The sequence below is a fragment of the Shewanella sp. BF02_Schw genome, from assembly GCF_014596695.2.
Taxonomy (GTDB): domain Bacteria; phylum Pseudomonadota; class Gammaproteobacteria; order Enterobacterales; family Shewanellaceae; genus Shewanella.
In genome coordinates this window covers 38,687-56,338 of sequence record NZ_JABKAW020000007.1, presented here as the reverse complement: position 1 = coordinate 56,338, position 17,652 = coordinate 38,687, and the positions used below count along the sequence as shown (strand labels likewise).

The window sequence follows — 17,652 nt, the reverse complement described above, 5'->3', positions numbered from 1 at the left end:
GCCTTATGTTATACATTATTATTGGCACTAAGAAACACGGCTAAAGTAACGCTAGGTCACCTTTGGTTTCTAACCAACTTTTACGATCCGGTGCACGCTTTTTGGCAAGTAACATATCCATTAATGCCACGGTCTCATCGGCATCATCAATGGTTAATTGCACTAAGCGTCTAGTATTGGGATCCATAGTGGTTTCACGTAGCTGCAACGGGTTCATTTCACCCAGACCTTTAAAACGAGTCACTTGCACTTTACCTTTTTTATTTTCTGCCGCTATACGGTCTAAAATACCGGTTTTTTCCGCTTCATCCAAAGCGTAAAAAACCTCTTTACCGATATCAATACGAAATAACGGTGGCATTGCAATATACACATGACCATTGTTAACTAATACACGATAATGCTTTAAAAACAACGCACACAACAATGTCGCAATATGCAGCCCATCAGAATCCGCATCGGCTAAGATACAAATTTTACCATAACGTAATTCTGAAATATCATCACTGTCAGGATCGCAACCAATCGCAATCGAAATATTATGTACCTCTTGCGACGCTAACACTTGTCCGGAATCAACTTCCCAGGTATTTAAAATCTTACCTCTTAGCGGCATAATCGCTTGAAACTCGCGGTCTCGTGCTTGTTTGGCGCTACCACCAGCAGAATCACCCTCTACTAAAAACAACTCTCCTCGCATTGGGTCTTGGCCGCTACAATCGGTTAACTTGCCCGGTAACGCAGGTCCAGAAGTGACTTTTTTACGCGCGACTTTTTTGGCTGCCTTTAAGCGCCGCAATGCATTGCCAATACACAATTCTGCCAACTGCTCTGCTAACTCAGTATTAGAATTTAACCACAACGAAAAGGCATCACGAGCAATACCAGAAACAAATGCAGAGCTTTGACGGCTCGATAATTTTTCTTTGGTTTGCCCAGCAAATTGTGGGTCTTGCATTTTTATCGATAAAATAAACGCCGCACGGTCCCAAATGTCTTCGGGCGACAACTTAATTCCCCGAGGAACAAGATTGCGAAATTCACAAAACTCACGCATAGACTCAAGCAAACCTTGTCTAAACCCATTCACATGAGTACCACCTAATGGTGTCGGAATTAAGTTAACGTAGCTTTCACTTAAACTTTCGCCACCTTCTGGTAACCATGTAATAGCCCACTCAGCAGCTTCTAATTTGCCTTTAAAGCTGCCGACAAAAGGCTCTTCAGGTAATAAAACCGAGTCTTTTATCGCTTCTTTGAGGTAATCAGTTAAGCCACTTTCATAAAACCATTCATGCACATCACCATTTTGTTTATTGGTGAATTTAATCCGCAAACCAGGGCACAATACCGCTTTAGCTCGCAGAATATAAATTAATTTACTGACCGAGAAATTAGGTGAATCAAAATAACTTACATCGGGCCAAAAATGCACTCGGGTCCCGGTATTGCGACGTCCACAAGTACCCGTCACCACCAACTCTTCGACCTTAAAACCATTCTCAAAGGCCATTTCGTATATTTGTGCATCACGGCGAACGCTGATTTCAACTCGGGTGGATAAGGCGTTAACAACAGAAATACCAACCCCGTGTAAACCGCCCGAAAATTGGTAGTTTTTATTGGAAAACTTACCGCCAGCGTGCAATTTAGTTAGGATCAGTTCAACCCCAGGAATGCCTTCTTCAGCGTGAATATCCACCGGCATACCGCGGCCATCATCGGTCACTTCAAGGGAATTATCAGTATGGAGTACAACTTCAATTTTAGTCGCATGTCCTGCCAGAGCTTCATCAACACTGTTATCAATGACTTCTTGCCCAAGATGATTTGGTCTAGAGGTGTCGGTATACATACCTGGACGGCGTTTTACCGGGTCAAGTCCATTAAGGACCTCAATAGCGTCAGAAGTATATTGGTTGCTCATAATCCACACATTTGGAGTTAAATAGAGCCAAAGTTAGCTCAAATTGATCGTTGTTTGTAACGGTAGAAAGTTACAACTGAATAAATTTACATATTTTGTCTAATTGTTGTTCATAGCCGACAAAACTGTGATCGCCATTAGGCTCTAAATGTAATTCACAGCTATGGTACTTATGTAATGCTTGTCGATAATCTAACACTTCGTCACCAGTTTGCAACAGCACCAGAAAACGATCCGGGTGCCGGATCACGTGAGTATTATACAGGGCGACATCATCTTGATGCTGCGGCAACACTTGATAATGCTCATTGGTATAAGGATTATATTGAGGCCCGATAAACTCTTCAAATAATTCGAACGGTTTTACCGCCGGATTAATCAAAACAGCTCTGCCACCATACGTTTCGGTTAAATAACTGGCAAAATAGCCACCTAACGACGAGCCAATAAAGCGCAATATCTGCCCTTGCCGTTTCGCTTGCTCAGCGATGTTGCACAATAAAGCCATAGCAGCAGAGGGTGATGAAGGTAATTGTGGTTGGTGAAAGTCGACTTGTGGATAATGTTGCTGAATATAGTGTGCGGTTTGAACGGCCTTATCCGACTGAGGAGAACTATTAAAACCATGTATATAAAGCAGCATATTCCCTCGCGAGACGGTTAATCAATACTTAACGTCCCTTAGTAACATAAGATGACGCACTAAACTAGTATCCGCTGGCCTCATTATCGGGTGCAAATCGATTTCCAGGCACGCGATACACATTAGTACGAATGCTACCATCGCCTGCCAACTCCAGCAAACGATAACCCGGTTGACGATGATCTAAGGCGAAATAGGAGGATAATGGTTTAAACTGAATACACGTCGATGGTGTCGCCATTAGTGGAATAGGACCATGCGGTCCACGATGAATATTATCGACTTGTTGGTGTACGTGCCCCCAAAGAACGCCTTTCACTTGCGGGTATCGACTTGTTCGTTGCAAAAAGTCTTCGCCATTCATCATGCAATGCTGATCTAACCAAGCGCACTGCATTAAAATAGGATTATGGTGCATCACTAATAACACATGTTTATCTGGTGTCGCCTTAATTGAAGCCTCGATCAATGCAAACTGCTGTTCGCCCATATAGCCACCAGGCTTACCACGAACAGTTGAATCAAGCATTAATATTAGCCAGTTACCAATAATTATCCGTTGTTGACCAAACACTTTTTCACCCTGCATACGCAGACTCATTAAGCGAGGATCATCGTGGTTTCCGGGTAAGTAATGACAAGGCAGATCTAACATCTCAATCTTCTGCACAAAGTGCTGATAAGACTCAGGTGAATAATCTTGGCTAATATCTCCCGTAGCCAATAAAATATTGGCGGGATATTGGGTTGCAATAAACGTATTCAACACGGCTTGAAGACTTTGTGCCGTATTAACACCAAGCAATTGACCTTCGGGATCAGCAAAAAGATGCGGATCCGTCACTTGTACTAATCGCACAGGCTCATTTTCAGCAACAGAATAATGCACTGCGTCTTTAAGCACAAAATATTCCTAACATGGTAAAAAGAAGAAAAAAGCTACGATTGGCAAGTCACTCTCAGAGACCCAATCTTCAACAGCTCCTCAAGGAATGCATTCACCTGAAATTTTTCATCGCTATGATGCATATGTATATTCGGGTAATCATACACTGGCTTTAAGCGATAAATCTGTTGGCTAGTTAACACTTCTGCTAATTGAGCATCATGATAGACACGAACAATTGCGTTTGGAGATTTAAAAAAATGTCCATTTGGTATAGGGCGCGATATTTCGATTAACTGAGTATATTTAGTATTCTCAAGAAGATTGATCGACAACTGGCCAAACTCACCTTCAACCTGCCAAGGCACATTGACCGTAATTTGATCGGGTAACCATTTTAAAATATGTGCATAATTTCGACCACATACCGCTAAAAACGCGCTGATATTGGGTTGATATTTTTGCTTGTTTCTCTGGTTAAACTCTGCCACTCAATCATTCCTATCTTGCTTATCACCATGTTCAATAAACTAAAGTGCGTCACGAATCTGTTGGTAGTTTAGCATCAACCATTGGATGCCTAATACCGTCGATGCATTGTCAATGCGACCATTATTAATCCACTCATAGGCTTGTTCACGGCTAACAACATGCACACGAATATCTTCATTTTCATGTTCAAGTCCGTGTATTCCGCCAGCTTTAGTCGTATCAACCTGCCCCCAAAACAAATGAAAACGCTCAGAAGTGCCACCAGGACTGACTAAATAACTGTTTATGCGTGTTAAACCTAATAGACTTAATCCAGCTTCTTCGGCCAATTCTCGCTCTGCAACTTGTTCTGGAAATTCGCCGGGCTCAATCATACCTGCCACTAACTCAAGAAGCCAGATTGATTTAGTAGTTGCTAATGCAGGTACCCTAATTTGTTCGATTAATACAATTTCATCACGAACCGGGTCATAAGGCAGTACAACCACCGCATTACCGCGCTCAAAAACCTCACGGGTAATCTCACCACTCCAGCCACCTTTAAACAACTTATGCTTAAAGGTGTATTCGTCCAACTGGAAGAAACCTTTATACAACACTTTTTTAGATATCAAACTAAAACCTGACTCTGCGTCAAAGGTTGTTAACACCGATTGCTCAGACATATTTATCCTTGTCTATCAAAACATAAACTAACGGGTCATTTTAACAGTTTAAATTAACATAATTAAGAACTAAGCATTTGAGCTTGAAAAAGCAAAAACGGGTCTAATTAAAATAAAATCTGTTACACTTCAAATTTGACTTGAAAATGAAAAAATCACTACTATTAAGTAGTGCACAATATGTAGTAATCGACATGACATAATCGATATATTGTGAGCAATATGTAATCAACGATGATATGTCGACATTGAACGACGCTATCATCTGTAAATTATTGTGCATATTCATTAAGCAAGTGAGTTAACACTGATTGCCGCGTTAAGATTAAATGATGATAAATCATTCAATTAACCAAGAGCATGACCAAATTATAAGTTAATCAACACCTCAAATTACCGAGGAATTGTCTAAAAAGGGCAGCAAATGAAATTCAAAATTGGTTCATTATACGCAGCATTAGCATTTGCTATTGCAGCACCAGCAGTACAAGCTGACGATTTACTTCAAATATATCAGCAAGCACTCACTAGCGACCCTATCGTTTTACAAGCCAAAGCACAACGTGATGCGTTATACGAGAGTATTCAAGAAAACCGTGCACCGTTATTGCCTACCATCAGTGCAAACGTTGGTTATGCCAAAGCGTGGAACGATCCTTTAGCAGACACCGACGGATTAACGGGTGGTGTTAGCTTAACTCAAGTTATATACGATCATAGTGCATGGGTTGGTTTAGATCTTGCTGAAATGGCAGCATCTCAAGCCGATTCAACTTATGCATCTTCATTACAATCGTTAATCACTCGCGTAACTAAAGCGTACTTTGACGTATTAACGGCTAAAGATAACTACGAGTTCCAAGGTGCAGAAAAAGCCGCCATTGAACGTCAGCTTGAACAAACTAAGCAACGTTTTGCAGTCGGCCTAACCGCAATTACTGATGTACATGAAGCTCAAGCACAATATGACTTAGCATCAGCATTAGAAATTTTGGCTCAAAATACCCTAGACAATAGCTACGAAACATTACGTGAAATTACTGGTATAGATCATAAATCAATTGATATTCTTGATACTAACCGTTTTTCAGCCGTTACACCTGCCCCAGCATCGTCTGCTGCTTGGTTAAAAATGGCCGAAACCAATAGTATCGATTTAATGACTCAACGTATCGCTAAAGATATCGCCAATGAAACCATTAAATTGTACAAAGCTGGCCATATGCCTTCATTGAACTTCAATGCTGGTTACAACAAAGGCGTTGATCAAACGCCTGGTCCAGATTATGACAACAGCAATGTTGGTATCACGTTAAGCATTCCAATTTTTGAAGGCTTTAAAGTCACCTCTCAAGTGAAGCAAGCGCAATTCCGATATGTGGAAGCTAGCGAGAAATTAGAGCAAACTCATCGTAGCGTTACCAAAAACGTGCGTAATAACTTTAACAACGTGAATGCGTCTATCAGTTCAATCAAAGCGTATGAGCAATCAGTTATTTCATCTGAAAGCGCGCTAAAAGCAACCCAAGCTGGTTTTGAAGTGGGTACGCGTACAATTGTTGATGTGCTAAACCGTACACGCGACTTATATGATTCAAAGCGTCAACTATCTGAAGCTCGTTATGGTTATATTAACTCTATATTAGCGCTTAAACAGGCTGCGGGTACGTTGAACGAAGATGATGTTATCTCGATTAACAGCGGACTTATTGCTCAATAAGCACTAAGCTTACACAAAAATAAGCTCCCACAAAAAAACCGCCAATTGGCGGTTTTTTTATAGGCATTACAATTATTTATATAATCGTTAAGCTCGATACCGAATTAGAAAACTAATTCAACACCAGCAAATGCACCACTAAAGTCAGTATTCTGAGAAACACCAGAGAAGTTGCTTACATCAAAATTGAACTCGCGGTAACCAACACGGATAGAAGTATCGACAGCTAATCCGTCAAACTGCCATCCTAAACCTGCACCGTAGTCATATACATTAGATTCATCTACACCGATCATTACATCAGCAAAGCCAAACAAACCTAAACCAATCATGCCGACTTGTGCACTGGCGTATCCCATCACGATACCGCTATCGATATCCACCTCTTCTGGGTGACCTGCATCAGCAACACGTAATGAACCACTCATTAACTTGTATGCCGCACCTAAATCAACAGACACTAAGTCGTTATCAAGAATTTCGTAATACAATACAAAGTCAGTATTACTTAAGTCATTAGTCACTGAGGTTTCGCCAGTAAAATTGTGACCGTTAAAGTTAAAGTCGGCATTAGCAAGACTCGTGCTCGACTCAAGACGGTTTTCACGAATTTTAACATTAGGCACAAACGGCAATGGATGCTCAACAGCAATCCACACACTACCTTGTGAAGAATCATCATTAAAGCTGTGAGCAACACCACTATCATCATTAAATGCATTTGTGGTGTCTGCCTGCCAATAATCGGCGCCTACTTTAAAACCCAATACAGTTGCCGCATGAGCCGATGACACACTTAAAAGGCCCACTACAGCTGTGGCAAGAAGAGTCTTTTTCATCATTATCCTTGTGAGAGTAAATTAGTTAAATCAATTACCGCGGCATTTGCACGCGAAATATAATTAGCCATCACCAACGAGTGATTAGCCACTAAACCAAAACCATTTCCATTAAGAACCAAAGGGCTCCAAACTGTTTGCTGAGTTGCTTCAAGTTCACGAATAATTTGACGTAAACTGACCTCAGCGTTTTTCTTTTCTAACACATCGGCAAAATCAACTTCAATAGCCCGCATAAAATTCAATAATGCCCAGGCTGAACCACGGCTTTCATAAAATACATCATCAATTTTCCACCAGCTGGTTTTAATTTCATTACTCGATAAACCCGGTGTAGATTGACGCGCAGACTTATCACCTGCTAAATCAGTATTTAAGCGTTCTTGGCCCACACTGGCAGATAAGTGTTGCGACATACTGCCTAAGCGTTTCTGAACTTCTTTCAACCATTCATTGAGATTATCTGCACGAGCATAAAACTGAGCATTATTGTTATCAGCGTCGTTGATTTTAGCACGGTAAAGTTTCAATAATTTGATCGCATCACGATACTCACCTTCAGCACTTGGCACTAACCAACTAGTATGACCAATGTTTAACTTCGAATGAGCGGCTAACAAATCAGTGTCCGCCGTCGACTGCGACTGCGAACGACTAAACTCTTTACGCATAGTCAGTGCTAAATCACGCACTTGCTCTAATGCACCAAATTCAAATGCAGGCATGTTATCCATCATTACCGACGGAGGCATAATATCATTAGATAGCCAACCACCTGGTTTATCCAGCAAGGTTTCCATGGTATCAATTAATGCAGTCGTTGTGGCATAACCCACAATTAACTTACCGTTATCGGTTTGCGACGAGACCGGCTTAATGGGATCCGGCTCAACGCTCCACCACACGCTAACAAAGTAAAGTACTAAACCCAGCACACCAACAACGGCTAAAATTTTATTCCTTGTTACTTGCATCAATATTGCTCCTTAATGATGGTGATGATGCTCGACATGTTCATCATGTTGAGCCGCGGTCTGTTTAAGCACTGTAAGCTCAATCATAAGATGTTGACCATCTTCAAAAATTAATTCTAAAGGCACTTTATCATCAATAACCAATGGCGCAGTTAACGACAACAACATCACATGGTCGCCAGTAGGTTGAAGTGTTAACGAACCGTGAGACGGTATAGTAAACCCTTCGACTTGACGCATTTTAACCATGCCATCTTCTTCTAAAATTGTATGTAACTGCGCTACTTTTGCCGCACTGGTCTTCACTTCAACTAACTTAACATCGCTGTTGTTATGATTTTCTAACGTAAAATAAGCGGCGGTATTAGGCACACTCGCTGGCATAGCTCTAACATGTCCATCGACCAGGACAACGTTAGCAGTGGCGGCGAATGATAATGATGATAACACTAAAAAGTTAAACAGATGTTTGAATATTGCTTTCAATGTCTTAAACTCCATGTAATCCCACTCGCGTTCACAACAGGAAGCTACGAATGAGTCATATTCAGGTAAGAGATGATCAAGGCGTGCGTATCATCAGTTTTAATCGTCCAGAAAAGCGCAATGCCTTTAATCTAGAAATGTATCAGCAATTCACAGAATACCTGATCCAAGGTGAAGCCGACAATGATATTCGTGCCTTTCTGTTCCATGGTACCGAAAACTGTTTTACCTCTGGCAATGATATCGTCGATTTTCTGCAAAGTGGTGCCTTAGATGACAATCATCCAACCGTTAAATTCTTGTTTTGTTTGTTAGATCTTAAAAAGCCTGTGGTTGCAGCGGTAACCGGAGCGGCTGTGGGAATAGGAACAACTCTACTATTGCATTGCGACTTAGTGTACGCCGACAATCAGGCTAAATTCCAAATGCCATTTGTCAATTTAGCGCTAGTACCAGAAGCAGCCTCAAGCATCTTGTTACCCTTAATTGTTGGCCAACAAAAAGCGGCTGAACTGATTTTACTGGGCGAAGCCTTTGATGCAGAGACGGCTGAAAAATTAACCATTATTAACCGCGTGGTTGCGCAAGACGAGCTCATTAGCTTCAGTCTAGCGCAAGCAAAAAAATTGGCAGCTCTGCCACCATTATCTATGCAAGCATCAAAACGGCTTTTACGTCATAACCAGGCAGAAGTTAAAGCTCAGATGAAATTAGAATTAGTTGAGTTTGCTGAACGCTTACAAAGTGACGAAGCAAAACAACGCTTCCAAGCTTTCTTAAAAAAATAACCACATACATCAATACATAACCTATCTGCGGGGTAATCAAACTTCCCCCGCTTACTCATTACTGGGCAAGCCTTAAAATCGAGATGTTTTTTGACTCATCACCACTGCAATCACAAAGTACGCAAGTAAACTAATACTTGGATTGGTTAGCACTAATCCTACTGTCACAATACGAGTCCAAAGTAATGACCAGCCATATTGTTTTGCTAACTTCGCAGATACGCCACATACAATTCGAGTTTCATCTTGTAATCTATTGATTAAACGGTTCATATTATCCTCTCGTACTTAATAAGGTTTATTCTAAAAGCAATGAGTTAAGATTAAGCTTGGTCATTAATGCTTGGCCAAAACAGCCAGCTGACTAACATCGCACACAATGCAAAACTGATAACTGGCAATAACAATAACGACATTAATGGCAGCACCAAGCCTATATTCATCGCCCCATCCATTACTTATTCTCAGCAGCTACAGCGGTACTCACTTGTGGTTGTTCAAAGCTAGCAAACTCTAAAGCTGAATTAATTTCAAAAACTTGTTCAGCAATTTGAGTTTGCAACGACAGCATTAACTCTTGCTTCACATTTGAAATCATCTCTTGGCTCGCTTGCGTCATATTCTGTTCTAGCGCAGCGACTGTATTAGATATTGAAATTTCATCTGCTTGTGCCGAAACACTGGCGGTAACCAATAATGCTGCAGCAATTGATAGTTGAACACTACGGCGAATCACGTTGGTTGAAGTTAATGTAGACATAATGGCATCCTTTCTTGTGTTGGTTAATGGCAACTAAACACCCGTCTAGTTGATTACACAATAGGTATTACAAGCTGCGTGCCAACTTTCAAAAACCACTCTAACCACTTAATTTGTAAACCAAATAAATTAATTATAGTTTATATAACTGAACTAAAGTCGTGAGCAAAAAACCAACAGGTAGTAAAATTAACCATATAGTTAGTGAAAATGACCAGTGATTTTTATTAAGCATCTTAGCAAGACTAAAACGTCGTCAGAAATAGCCCAATATTACCACCCACCGAAAAGCTACAGCGAAGTAAGTGCTTAGATGAGTGGCTGAAGTAGAGGTTAAATTAACGGCGAGATTAATAGTTGATGAATGTGATGGTTACGCTGGCAGAGTTAATGATTGAGATAATGGATGTGTTAATAATTGAGAAAATGATTGCGTGAGTGACAGGTTTAGTAACTGGATTCGTGACAATAGTTACTGACAATAGTCAGTGACGGTCTAGTCTTTCTAGGTCTTATCATAGGTAATTGTCTTGGCCACTTTTGTCTAGCAGGCTTTATGGATTCTCGAGCTGATTTTACAAGCGAGTTAAAAATCAAAAAGCGCCTAATAAAAGACGCTTTTGATATGCTAACGGCTATTGTTAATATAACCGTCTGGGCGTTTATTTGACAACGTATTTAATTGAAATACCTCGAGATATAACTTCTCGATATAACCTATTAATATAAAGTGTTATATCAAAGTCGATTCGTCACTGGCCAATGCTTCGGCATCAACAAACTCAGCGGCTTTAAGCACTACCCCAATATCAGCATTAGGCTTATGAGCATTCTCACTTAAATGACGACGCCAGCCACGTGAACCCGGCAATCCTTGAAATAAACCAATCATATGACGAGTAATGTGGTTTAACCGACCGCCTTGGGCTAAATGAGCCTCAATATACGGCAACATTTGCTCAATCACTTGCTGACGAGTAATCACCACTGTATCGAGTCCACACAATTGCTGATCAACTTGCGCCAATATATAGGGGTTTTGATAAGCTTCACGCCCCACCATCACTCCATCTAGCTGGGTTAGATGCAGCTTAGATTCTTCAAGGGTTTTAATGCCACCGTTAATGCTAATGTTCAAGTGTGGATAGTCACGCTTTAACTGGTAAACCCGATCATAATCTAGCGGCGGAATTTCACGGTTTTCTTTCGGGCTTAACCCTTGTAACCAGGCTTTACGCGCATGAATAGTAAATGCACTACAACCTTGAGCGCTCACGGTTTCAATAAAATCCGTTAAAAACTGATAACTGTCTTGCTCATCAATCCCAATACGGGTTTTTACCGTGATCGGAATATCGGTTACCTGCTTCATCGCATCAACACATTGCGCTACTAACGCAGGTTCAGCCATTAAACACGCACCAAAGCGACCGTTCTGCACTCTATCAGACGGACACCCTACATTGAGGTTCACTTCATCATAACCGCGCTCAGCAGCCAATTTGGCACACGCCGCTAAATCCACAGCGTTAGAGCCACCCAACTGTAACGCTACAGGATGCTCTTGCTCGTTATAAGCTAAATAGTCGCCCTTACCTTGTAATATAGCACCCGTGGTGATCATCTCGGTATACAACAAGGCTTTGCTCGACATAAGGCGTGCAAAGTAACGATAGTGGCGGTCAGTCCAATCCAGCATCGGCGCTATGGAAAAGGTGCGATCAAGCGTATCTGTTGGTATGACTAGCTTTGGTGTTGTATTCACTGAATTCTTTATACTCATAATTTGCGGTATTGATGCACCTTTTTAGCTGCATTTTGGGTAATCGTTGTTGCACAAGGAGCCAGTAAAAAAGTCATAAATTAGGCTAAAACAACTGGGCTGCGCTAAGTAATGGCTAATTATATCATTAACCCATCATCGAGAAGCAAGTGTCTACTGATTTAGGGAAAGATCACGGTGCGATAGAGTGTATACGTTGGTATGGCTAGCTTTGACGTTGTATTCACTGAATTAACACCTCTCACGTTTTTGAGTTTTTCACACATTTTAAGACGTTTTTACACGTTTTTAGAGGCCAGGGGAACCATAATGCATTGGGCAAATGAAAGTGGGGAACCCAAATTATGGTGTCTTATAGCATTCATAAACGTGATAAAGCTGATAATACACGTCAGTAGCGTTACTTAATTCGCGTAAAGAGAGACTCGCTATTGGCAGCCACGGTTATTGATTAGTTTGTTTGGTTTACAGTTGTTTTAATTCAGACCTAAGTGCAGATATTTGACGATCAATTGATTCGACTTCTGTACTTCCCTGTTGCATAACTGCAGTCATTTCTTGCGCTAGACTTTGCTGCCAAGTTGCACCCGCTAAATTATTGTTAGCTCGCTTACCAGTGGTACGCAATTGATCGATTTTATCATCACGATCTTTGAACGCTTTTTTCCGTTCTTTTTCGAGGTTTCTAATGTCACGTTCAATTTTTTGTTTACGTAAGTATTGAGCGATTTCAGCTTTTTTATCACGCGCATTAACAGCACTACCCAGCTGCCTTGCATCTATGGTCTCGTTAGTTAGGCTTTCAGGGTAACCTCTCGATGGTGCAACCACGCTGCCTACATTACTTAAATCTAACAGTTCGCTTTGGTCGTCGCACGGGTCTGCTTGATACTTACCATCTGCACACTTATAGACTTCTGCAGAAGCTGAAGCTGACACCATTATTAAAATAACGATTAATGATTTTCCATCCATAGAACACCTCTTATTTAGTTATTTTTATTGTACAACGATATGATTTCTCATGAAATTAAAAACCATAAAACCTAAGCCACAACAAGAACTTAAGGTTGCAAAAACGCAGAGTAATCCAAGGTTTATCTTCTTACTACCTTTCACAACGGCACATTTCACGACAGCATTTTTGCTTAACCGAATCGGGCTGCTCGCGCTAATGGGTACTTAATACGGCTTCAGCCGACCTATCGTTATTTGTTATGTTCCGTTTGGCTTCTCGATACTATGCTCTGTTGGTTGCGGTGTTATTGTCATAATTTTAACACCTTCTGGTGATTCAAAACGGTGCCAAACATCTTGGGGGATAACCAACATTTGCCCCGTCGATAAAGGGTAACGTTGCTCTACGTTATCAACTAGAAGGACTAATGTCGTTTCTCCACCTAAAATCTGAACGAACTCATCACCTTTTGGGTGTTTCTCCCACTCACTAAAACCGGAATAATGAGCGATATATATTCCACCGTCTCTATATTCAGATAATAGCGCAAAAGCATTTTTTGCTTGTTCATTAGTGGTTTCTGGCGTTCTATGTTTCAGAAAATCAACTCGTGAAAATTGATCATTTATTGTGATTGCTACAGATTTCGACACTTGCTCGATCCTTGTGGTACATGACGTTTAGTCATTGCGTTATTGATTTATCCTACATTTGCCATCTTATTGATGTAAAGCGATTAAATCATCTTAGCTTTTCAGGTAACCAACACAGCGTTAAAAACATGAACTAGCTAATAGAAATTCCAAACTGAATCATTACAATTACAGTCAGCGACTTAACATAATGAACTATCCAACATCGGTATAATGGAAAAGAAGCGCACGAGCATAGCTATTGCTGTGCTTATCCGTTGGTGAGCCTCGCTTTGATGTGGCATTAACCGAATTTATCATCATTGGATAATCAACGTTTGCAGTCTTCGCTGTCGCGCTAATTACTTTTAAGTGCATGGGTAATCAATATTAGCTCCAACTAGAAACCACCTTAGTCAGTAGCGCAATCAATTGATGCTCAGCTCAGCCCTTGTAGCGTTAGACCGACCATAGTAAATTAATGGCTCATTCTAGATTTTTGTTACATGAATTAACTGTATAAAAATATTTTTACCGTTAATGCCACTATCAATTTCCTTTTTGTGCTCTAAGCTTAAACCTGTATTTTACTTTGCTGATATAGTCAGTATTTGTGTTAGTCAGCTACTATAATGATAGGGCCGTGTAGCGTTACGCACTCTTTATGCCCTCTCTATATACTATGCCACCCTTTAAAATGTAGAAGGATTGCTTTGCCTATGAACGTTGAATTCATCAACCCATTTCTTGTGTCTTTAATCAATGTAATCTCTACCATGGCAACAATGGATCTTAAGCCTGGTAAACCTCAATTAAAAAACCATGACCTTGCAAAAGGTGACGTATCTGGCTTGATTGGTATGGTGGGTCCTAAAACTCGCGGTTCGCTGTCGATTACTTTTGAGCAATCACTTATCCTTGAAATTATGAATAAAATGCTTGGTGAAAAACCGGGGGTTATTAATGATGAAGTAACTGATTTAGTGGGTGAAATAACTAACATGGTGACTGGCGGTGCCAAAAACTTACTCAGCGAAAAAGGTTACGACTTTGATATGGCAACACCGGCTGTGGTGTCTGGTAAAAACCATACTATTTCTCATAAAGCGCGCGGTAAAAAAATCATGATGCCTTTTAGCCACGAATTCGGTAACGCTTTTATTGAAATTTGCTTTGAGGATTCTTAATCAAACATTAGAAGTTAACGCCAAAGTGAAAAACTGAATCTAACGCTGGCACCCAATTCTTAAAAAAACAGAGCCTCAAAACTACAGCACCTAAAACAACAGTATCTAAAACTACAGCACCTAAAAAAGTATCTAAAACTACAGCACCTAAAAAAGTATCTAAAACAACAATGCCCAACACGTTATCTACGTATTGGGCATTGTTTATATCAATCTCATGCTCAATCGAGCAGTTCAACCAACACTCGTGGCGTAAGCTTAGTGACTAATTCATAAGCAATGGTACCAATGTGTTCGGCCACTTCTTCTACTGCAAGCGCTTTACCCCACAGCTGAACACTATCGCCGACGTTATCTTGTGCATCGGCACCTAGGTCTACGGTTAACATGTCCATAGACACTCGACCAACTATCGGTACTCGGCGGCCGTTAATCCATACCGGTGTGCCTTCTGGGGCATTACGTGGGTAACCATCACCATAACCAATGGCAACAACCCCTAAGCGAGTGTCTTTTTTAGCGGTCCAAGTTGCACCGTAGCCGACACTATCGCCGGCTTTATGTTCGCGCACAGCTATCAGATTGGATACTAATTCCATCGCCGGAATTAATCGATGATTAACGCCCCTATCACCTACTACCGGAGATACACCATAAAGCGCAATGCCGGGTCTTATCCAGTCGGCTTGGCTTGTTGGCCAAAATAAGGTACCTGCAGAATTTGCTAAGGTGCGATCGCCTTCTAAGCCACTAATCAATTGCTCAAAGGCATTCATTTGCGTTTGAGTAAGGATATTATCGGGTTCGTCGGCGCAGGCAAAGTGAGTCATTAAATGAATCGGCTTAGCCACTTGCGGACAAGCCAGCAAACGCTGATAAATACTGTCGAACTGCTCAAGACTAAAGCCAATACGATGCATGCCAGTATCAATTTTTATCCATACGGTGACAGGCTTATCTAGCGTGATAGTTTCAAGCATTTGCAATTGCGATTCATGATGAACCACAGTATCGATATTATGACTAACTAGTGTGGGTAAATCTGACTGACGGAAAAAACCCTCTAATAATAAAAGCTTACCTTTTACGCCGCCTTCTCTGAGTTGCAATGCTTCTTCAAGCCTTGCCAAACCAAACCCATCTGCGCCGCCATGATACTTGCCGACACTTTCTACATAATTTAATAAGCCGACACTTTCAGCCACATTTAATAACCCATGGCCATAACCATTGGCTTTAACCACTGCCATAATTTTGCTATTGGGCGCAATAAGGCGCAATTGTGCCAAGTTACTTTGCAATGCGTAACGACTGATTTCTGCACGAGGAAAAGGTTTCAATAGGTTGCCTTAATTAACAATAAATAACATGGCGCGGCTTGCTGTCTGTTAAGAGGTTTAGGGCCATGAATGCAACCTCATTAACAGAGATAAACTAATATCATAAATAACGATACTAAAAACACAAATACAGTCTAATCAATGATTAATCTTCTTCAAATTGCGGCCCAGCATAGTTATCAAAGCGAGAGAATTGACCTTGGAATACCAGACGAATACGCCCAATAGGTCCGTTACGTTGCTTACCGATAATGATTTCTGCGGTGCCTTTATCTTCGGAGCTGTCGTTATACACTTCGTCGCGATAGATGAACATAATTAAATCGGCATCCTGCTCAATCGCACCCGATTCACGTAAGTCAGAGTTAATTGGGCGTTTATCGGCTCGTTGCTCTAGCGAGCGGTTAAGCTGCGACAATGCAATAACAGGTACTTCTAATTCTTTGGCTAAGGCTTTTAATGAACGAGAGATCTCTGAAATTTCTAAGGTACGATTATCTTTTAACGACGGTACCTGCATTAATTGCAGGTAATCGATCATGATCATTGATAACCCGCCATGCTCACGCGCAATACGTCTGGCACGACTGCGCACTTCGGTTGGGGTTAACCCTGAGCCATCATCGATGTACATTTTACCTTGTTCAAGCATGATACCCATGGTTGAAGACACGCGCGCCCAATCTTCATCGTCTAATTGACCTGTACGAATTTTGGTTTGGTCTACACGGCCAAGCGAGGCTAACATACGCATCATAATCTGTTCTGACGGCATCTCGAGACTGAAAATAAGCACTGGCTTGTCTTCATTCATGGCGGCTTGTTCACACAAGTTCATCGCGAAGGTGGTTTTACCCATAGAAGGACGCGCGGCTACAATAATTAAGTCGCCAGACTGAAAACCTGCGGTCATTTTATCTAAATCATTAAAACCACTTGAAACACCTGTCACACCGTTATGGGGATTGTTATAAAGCTGCTCAATTCTATCGACGGTTTTTTCAAGAATGCTTTTAATGTTTTCCGGGCCTTCATTGGCATTGGTACGCATTTCTGCGATTTTAAAGACTTTGGTTTCAGCCAAGTCTAATAATGCACTTGAATCACGGCCTTCTGGGTTATAACCCGCATCGGCAATTTCGTGGGCAACGGCAATCATGTCACGTACTACGGCACGTTCACGCACAATGTCTGCGTAAGATAAAATATTACCGGCGCTGGGGGTATTTTTGGCAATTTCGCCTAAGTAAGCAAAGCCGCCAGCATCGTCTAATTGATCTTCAATTTCGAGCTGTTCGGATACGGTAATTAAATCCAGCGGTTGGCCCGATTCCATTAAACGTTGCATAGCCGTGAAAATCATTCGATGAGAACGAGAATAAAAATCTTCTGGCACAACCGCTTCAGAAACACGATCCCACGCTTCAGCATCTAGCATCAATCCACCTAAAACGGATTGTTCTGCTTCTATTGAATGAGGAGGCAATTTTAATGCATTAACTTCTACATCTCTTTGCCTGTTTCTTGCTTTAAAAGCACCTTGCTGTGACATTAACACTCCCAATTTCCAAC

Annotated in this window: 21 protein-coding genes; 4 read left to right on the top strand and 17 right to left on the bottom strand. The window is 41.1% G+C overall.

Annotated features, from left to right (window positions below; all coding sequences use genetic code 11):
- Nucleotides 1–40 precede the first annotated feature (40 nt).
- The 5 genes from parE to nudF form a co-directional block, all read right to left on the bottom strand.
- The gene (parE, locus tag HNW13_RS20175) at nucleotides 41–1,927 is read right to left on the bottom strand and encodes a DNA topoisomerase IV subunit B (RefSeq protein ID WP_101085223.1); all 1,887 of its coding nucleotides are present in this window, start codon (nucleotides 1,925–1,927) and stop codon (nucleotides 41–43) included.
- A 70-nt stretch (nucleotides 1,928–1,997) separates the two neighbouring features.
- Nucleotides 1,998–2,570 (bottom strand): YqiA/YcfP family alpha/beta fold hydrolase, encoded by a 573-nt coding sequence (locus HNW13_RS20170; RefSeq protein ID WP_162023876.1) that lies wholly within the window; start codon nucleotides 2,568–2,570, stop codon nucleotides 1,998–2,000.
- A gap of 64 nt (nucleotides 2,571–2,634) precedes the next feature.
- Complete coding sequence (gene cpdA, locus HNW13_RS20165) at nucleotides 2,635–3,474, bottom strand: 3',5'-cyclic-AMP phosphodiesterase (RefSeq protein WP_101085221.1); 840 nt, start codon at nucleotides 3,472–3,474, stop codon at nucleotides 2,635–2,637.
- Between the two features lie 35 nt (nucleotides 3,475–3,509).
- The gene (locus HNW13_RS20160) at nucleotides 3,510–3,947 is read right to left on the bottom strand and encodes a DUF1249 domain-containing protein (RefSeq protein ID WP_162023877.1); all 438 of its coding nucleotides are present in this window, start codon (nucleotides 3,945–3,947) and stop codon (nucleotides 3,510–3,512) included.
- Nucleotides 3,948–3,986: 39 nt separating this feature from the next.
- Complete coding sequence (nudF, locus tag HNW13_RS20155; protein ID WP_101085219.1) at nucleotides 3,987–4,613, bottom strand: ADP-ribose diphosphatase; 627 nt, start codon at nucleotides 4,611–4,613, stop codon at nucleotides 3,987–3,989.
- A 424-nt stretch (nucleotides 4,614–5,037) separates the two neighbouring features.
- Between nudF and tolC the strand changes: the two genes are divergently transcribed.
- Complete coding sequence (gene tolC, locus HNW13_RS20150; RefSeq protein ID WP_162023878.1) at nucleotides 5,038–6,333, top strand: outer membrane channel protein TolC; 1,296 nt, start codon at nucleotides 5,038–5,040, stop codon at nucleotides 6,331–6,333.
- A 104-nt stretch (nucleotides 6,334–6,437) separates the two neighbouring features.
- Here the strand turns inward: tolC and HNW13_RS20145 are convergent, their stop codons facing one another.
- Genes HNW13_RS20145 through HNW13_RS20135 form a run of 3 tightly spaced genes read right to left on the bottom strand, consistent with a single transcriptional unit; the run spans nucleotide 6,438 to nucleotide 8,647 of the window.
- Complete coding sequence (locus HNW13_RS20145) at nucleotides 6,438–7,172, bottom strand: TIGR04219 family outer membrane beta-barrel protein (RefSeq protein ID WP_101085217.1); 735 nt, start codon at nucleotides 7,170–7,172, stop codon at nucleotides 6,438–6,440.
- 2 nt (nucleotides 7,173–7,174) lie between these two features.
- The gene (locus HNW13_RS20140) at nucleotides 7,175–8,146 is read right to left on the bottom strand and encodes a DUF2333 family protein (RefSeq protein ID WP_101085216.1); all 972 of its coding nucleotides are present in this window, start codon (nucleotides 8,144–8,146) and stop codon (nucleotides 7,175–7,177) included.
- A 12-nt stretch (nucleotides 8,147–8,158) separates the two neighbouring features.
- The gene (locus tag HNW13_RS20135) at nucleotides 8,159–8,647 is read right to left on the bottom strand and encodes a copper chaperone PCu(A)C (RefSeq protein ID WP_182743155.1); all 489 of its coding nucleotides are present in this window, start codon (nucleotides 8,645–8,647) and stop codon (nucleotides 8,159–8,161) included.
- A 35-nt stretch (nucleotides 8,648–8,682) separates the two neighbouring features.
- Here HNW13_RS20135 and HNW13_RS20130 point away from each other — a divergent pair, with 35 nt between their 5' ends.
- Nucleotides 8,683–9,420 carry an enoyl-CoA hydratase-related protein gene (locus tag HNW13_RS20130; protein ID WP_182743153.1) on the top strand — a complete coding sequence of 246 codons (738 nt, stop codon included), beginning with the start codon at nucleotides 8,683–8,685 and terminating at the stop codon, nucleotides 9,418–9,420.
- 72 nt (nucleotides 9,421–9,492) lie between these two features.
- Here the strand turns inward: HNW13_RS20130 and HNW13_RS20125 are convergent, their stop codons facing one another.
- From HNW13_RS20125 to HNW13_RS20110, 4 genes are all read right to left on the bottom strand, one after another.
- Nucleotides 9,493–9,693 carry a PspC domain-containing protein gene (locus HNW13_RS20125; RefSeq protein ID WP_011638776.1) on the bottom strand — a complete coding sequence of 67 codons (201 nt, stop codon included), beginning with the start codon at nucleotides 9,691–9,693 and terminating at the stop codon, nucleotides 9,493–9,495.
- 181 nt (nucleotides 9,694–9,874) lie between these two features.
- On the bottom strand, nucleotides 9,875–10,180 hold the full coding sequence (locus HNW13_RS20120) for a hypothetical protein (protein WP_059744650.1): 306 nt from the start codon (nucleotides 10,178–10,180) through the stop codon (nucleotides 9,875–9,877).
- Nucleotides 10,181–10,913: 733 nt separating this feature from the next.
- Nucleotides 10,914–11,963 carry a tRNA dihydrouridine(20/20a) synthase DusA gene (gene dusA, locus HNW13_RS20115; RefSeq protein ID WP_192114201.1) on the bottom strand — a complete coding sequence of 350 codons (1,050 nt, stop codon included), beginning with the start codon at nucleotides 11,961–11,963 and terminating at the stop codon, nucleotides 10,914–10,916.
- Nucleotides 11,964–12,428: 465 nt separating this feature from the next.
- Entirely contained in the window at nucleotides 12,429–12,938 is a 510-nt protein-coding gene (locus tag HNW13_RS20110; RefSeq protein WP_192114200.1) for a hypothetical protein, read from the bottom strand.
- Between the two features lie 49 nt (nucleotides 12,939–12,987).
- On the opposite strand from HNW13_RS20110, the gene HNW13_RS20105 reads away from it, so the two are divergent.
- Complete coding sequence (locus HNW13_RS20105) at nucleotides 12,988–13,149, top strand: hypothetical protein (protein ID WP_208062948.1); 162 nt, start codon at nucleotides 12,988–12,990, stop codon at nucleotides 13,147–13,149.
- Between the two features lie 29 nt (nucleotides 13,150–13,178).
- Here HNW13_RS20105 and HNW13_RS20100 read toward each other — a convergent pair whose 3' ends face one another.
- Together HNW13_RS20100 and HNW13_RS20095 are read right to left on the bottom strand one after the other, a co-directional pair.
- On the bottom strand, nucleotides 13,179–13,574 hold the full coding sequence (locus HNW13_RS20100) for a cupin domain-containing protein (RefSeq protein ID WP_182743147.1): 396 nt from the start codon (nucleotides 13,572–13,574) through the stop codon (nucleotides 13,179–13,181).
- A 195-nt stretch (nucleotides 13,575–13,769) separates the two neighbouring features.
- Nucleotides 13,770–13,931, bottom strand: coding sequence for a hypothetical protein (locus tag HNW13_RS20095; protein ID WP_192114199.1), 162 nt, complete (start codon nucleotides 13,929–13,931; stop codon nucleotides 13,770–13,772).
- A gap of 341 nt (nucleotides 13,932–14,272) precedes the next feature.
- On the opposite strand from HNW13_RS20095, the gene HNW13_RS20090 reads away from it, so the two are divergent.
- Nucleotides 14,273–14,740 (top strand): chemotaxis protein CheX, encoded by a 468-nt coding sequence (locus tag HNW13_RS20090; RefSeq protein ID WP_101085209.1) that lies wholly within the window; start codon nucleotides 14,273–14,275, stop codon nucleotides 14,738–14,740.
- Between the two features lie 7 nt (nucleotides 14,741–14,747).
- Here HNW13_RS20090 and HNW13_RS20085 read toward each other — a convergent pair whose 3' ends face one another.
- The 3 genes from HNW13_RS20085 to dnaB all read right to left on the bottom strand — a co-directional run bounded on the left by HNW13_RS20085 (nucleotide 14,748) and on the right by dnaB (nucleotide 17,632).
- Complete coding sequence (locus tag HNW13_RS20085) at nucleotides 14,748–14,978, bottom strand: hypothetical protein (RefSeq protein WP_192114198.1); 231 nt, start codon at nucleotides 14,976–14,978, stop codon at nucleotides 14,748–14,750.
- Entirely contained in the window at nucleotides 14,962–16,080 is a 1,119-nt protein-coding gene (gene alr / locus HNW13_RS20080) for an alanine racemase (RefSeq protein WP_101085207.1), read from the bottom strand. The genes HNW13_RS20085 and alr overlap by 17 nt, the downstream gene beginning before the upstream one ends.
- A 145-nt stretch (nucleotides 16,081–16,225) precedes the next feature.
- A complete protein-coding gene (gene dnaB, locus HNW13_RS20075) occupies nucleotides 16,226–17,632 on the bottom strand; it encodes a replicative DNA helicase (protein ID WP_101085206.1) in 1,407 nt (468 codons plus the stop codon).
- Nucleotides 17,633–17,652: the final 20 nt, after the last annotated feature.

Coding starts and splice junctions, on each gene's coding strand:
- nudF (WP_101085219.1), bottom strand. CDS start 4,613: ATGTCTGAGCAATCGGTGTTAACAACCTTTGACGCAGAGTCAGGTTTT.
- HNW13_RS20135 (WP_182743155.1), bottom strand. CDS start 8,647: ATGGAGTTTAAGACATTGAAAGCAATATTCAAACATCTGTTTAACTTT.
- dnaB (WP_101085206.1), bottom strand. CDS start 17,632: ATGTCACAGCAAGGTGCTTTTAAAGCAAGAAACAGGCAAAGAGATGTA.
- HNW13_RS20130 (WP_182743153.1), top strand. CDS start 8,683: ATGAGTCATATTCAGGTAAGAGATGATCAAGGCGTGCGTATCATCAGT.
- tolC (WP_162023878.1), top strand. CDS start 5,038: ATGAAATTCAAAATTGGTTCATTATACGCAGCATTAGCATTTGCTATT.
- HNW13_RS20120 (WP_059744650.1), bottom strand. CDS start 10,180: ATGTCTACATTAACTTCAACCAACGTGATTCGCCGTAGTGTTCAACTA.
- HNW13_RS20090 (WP_101085209.1), top strand. CDS start 14,273: ATGAACGTTGAATTCATCAACCCATTTCTTGTGTCTTTAATCAATGTA.
- HNW13_RS20170 (WP_162023876.1), bottom strand. CDS start 2,570: ATGCTGCTTTATATACATGGTTTTAATAGTTCTCCTCAGTCGGATAAG.
- HNW13_RS20110 (WP_192114200.1), bottom strand. CDS start 12,938: ATGGATGGAAAATCATTAATCGTTATTTTAATAATGGTGTCAGCTTCA.
- parE (WP_101085223.1), bottom strand. CDS start 1,927: ATGAGCAACCAATATACTTCTGACGCTATTGAGGTCCTTAATGGACTT.
- HNW13_RS20145 (WP_101085217.1), bottom strand. CDS start 7,172: ATGAAAAAGACTCTTCTTGCCACAGCTGTAGTGGGCCTTTTAAGTGTG.
- HNW13_RS20125 (WP_011638776.1), bottom strand. CDS start 9,693: ATGAACCGTTTAATCAATAGATTACAAGATGAAACTCGAATTGTATGT.
- HNW13_RS20105 (WP_208062948.1), top strand. CDS start 12,988: ATGAAATTAAAAACCATAAAACCTAAGCCACAACAAGAACTTAAGGTT.
- HNW13_RS20140 (WP_101085216.1), bottom strand. CDS start 8,146: ATGCAAGTAACAAGGAATAAAATTTTAGCCGTTGTTGGTGTGCTGGGT.
- HNW13_RS20095 (WP_192114199.1), bottom strand. CDS start 13,931: ATGCACTTAAAAGTAATTAGCGCGACAGCGAAGACTGCAAACGTTGAT.
- dusA (WP_192114201.1), bottom strand. CDS start 11,963: ATGAGTATAAAGAATTCAGTGAATACAACACCAAAGCTAGTCATACCA.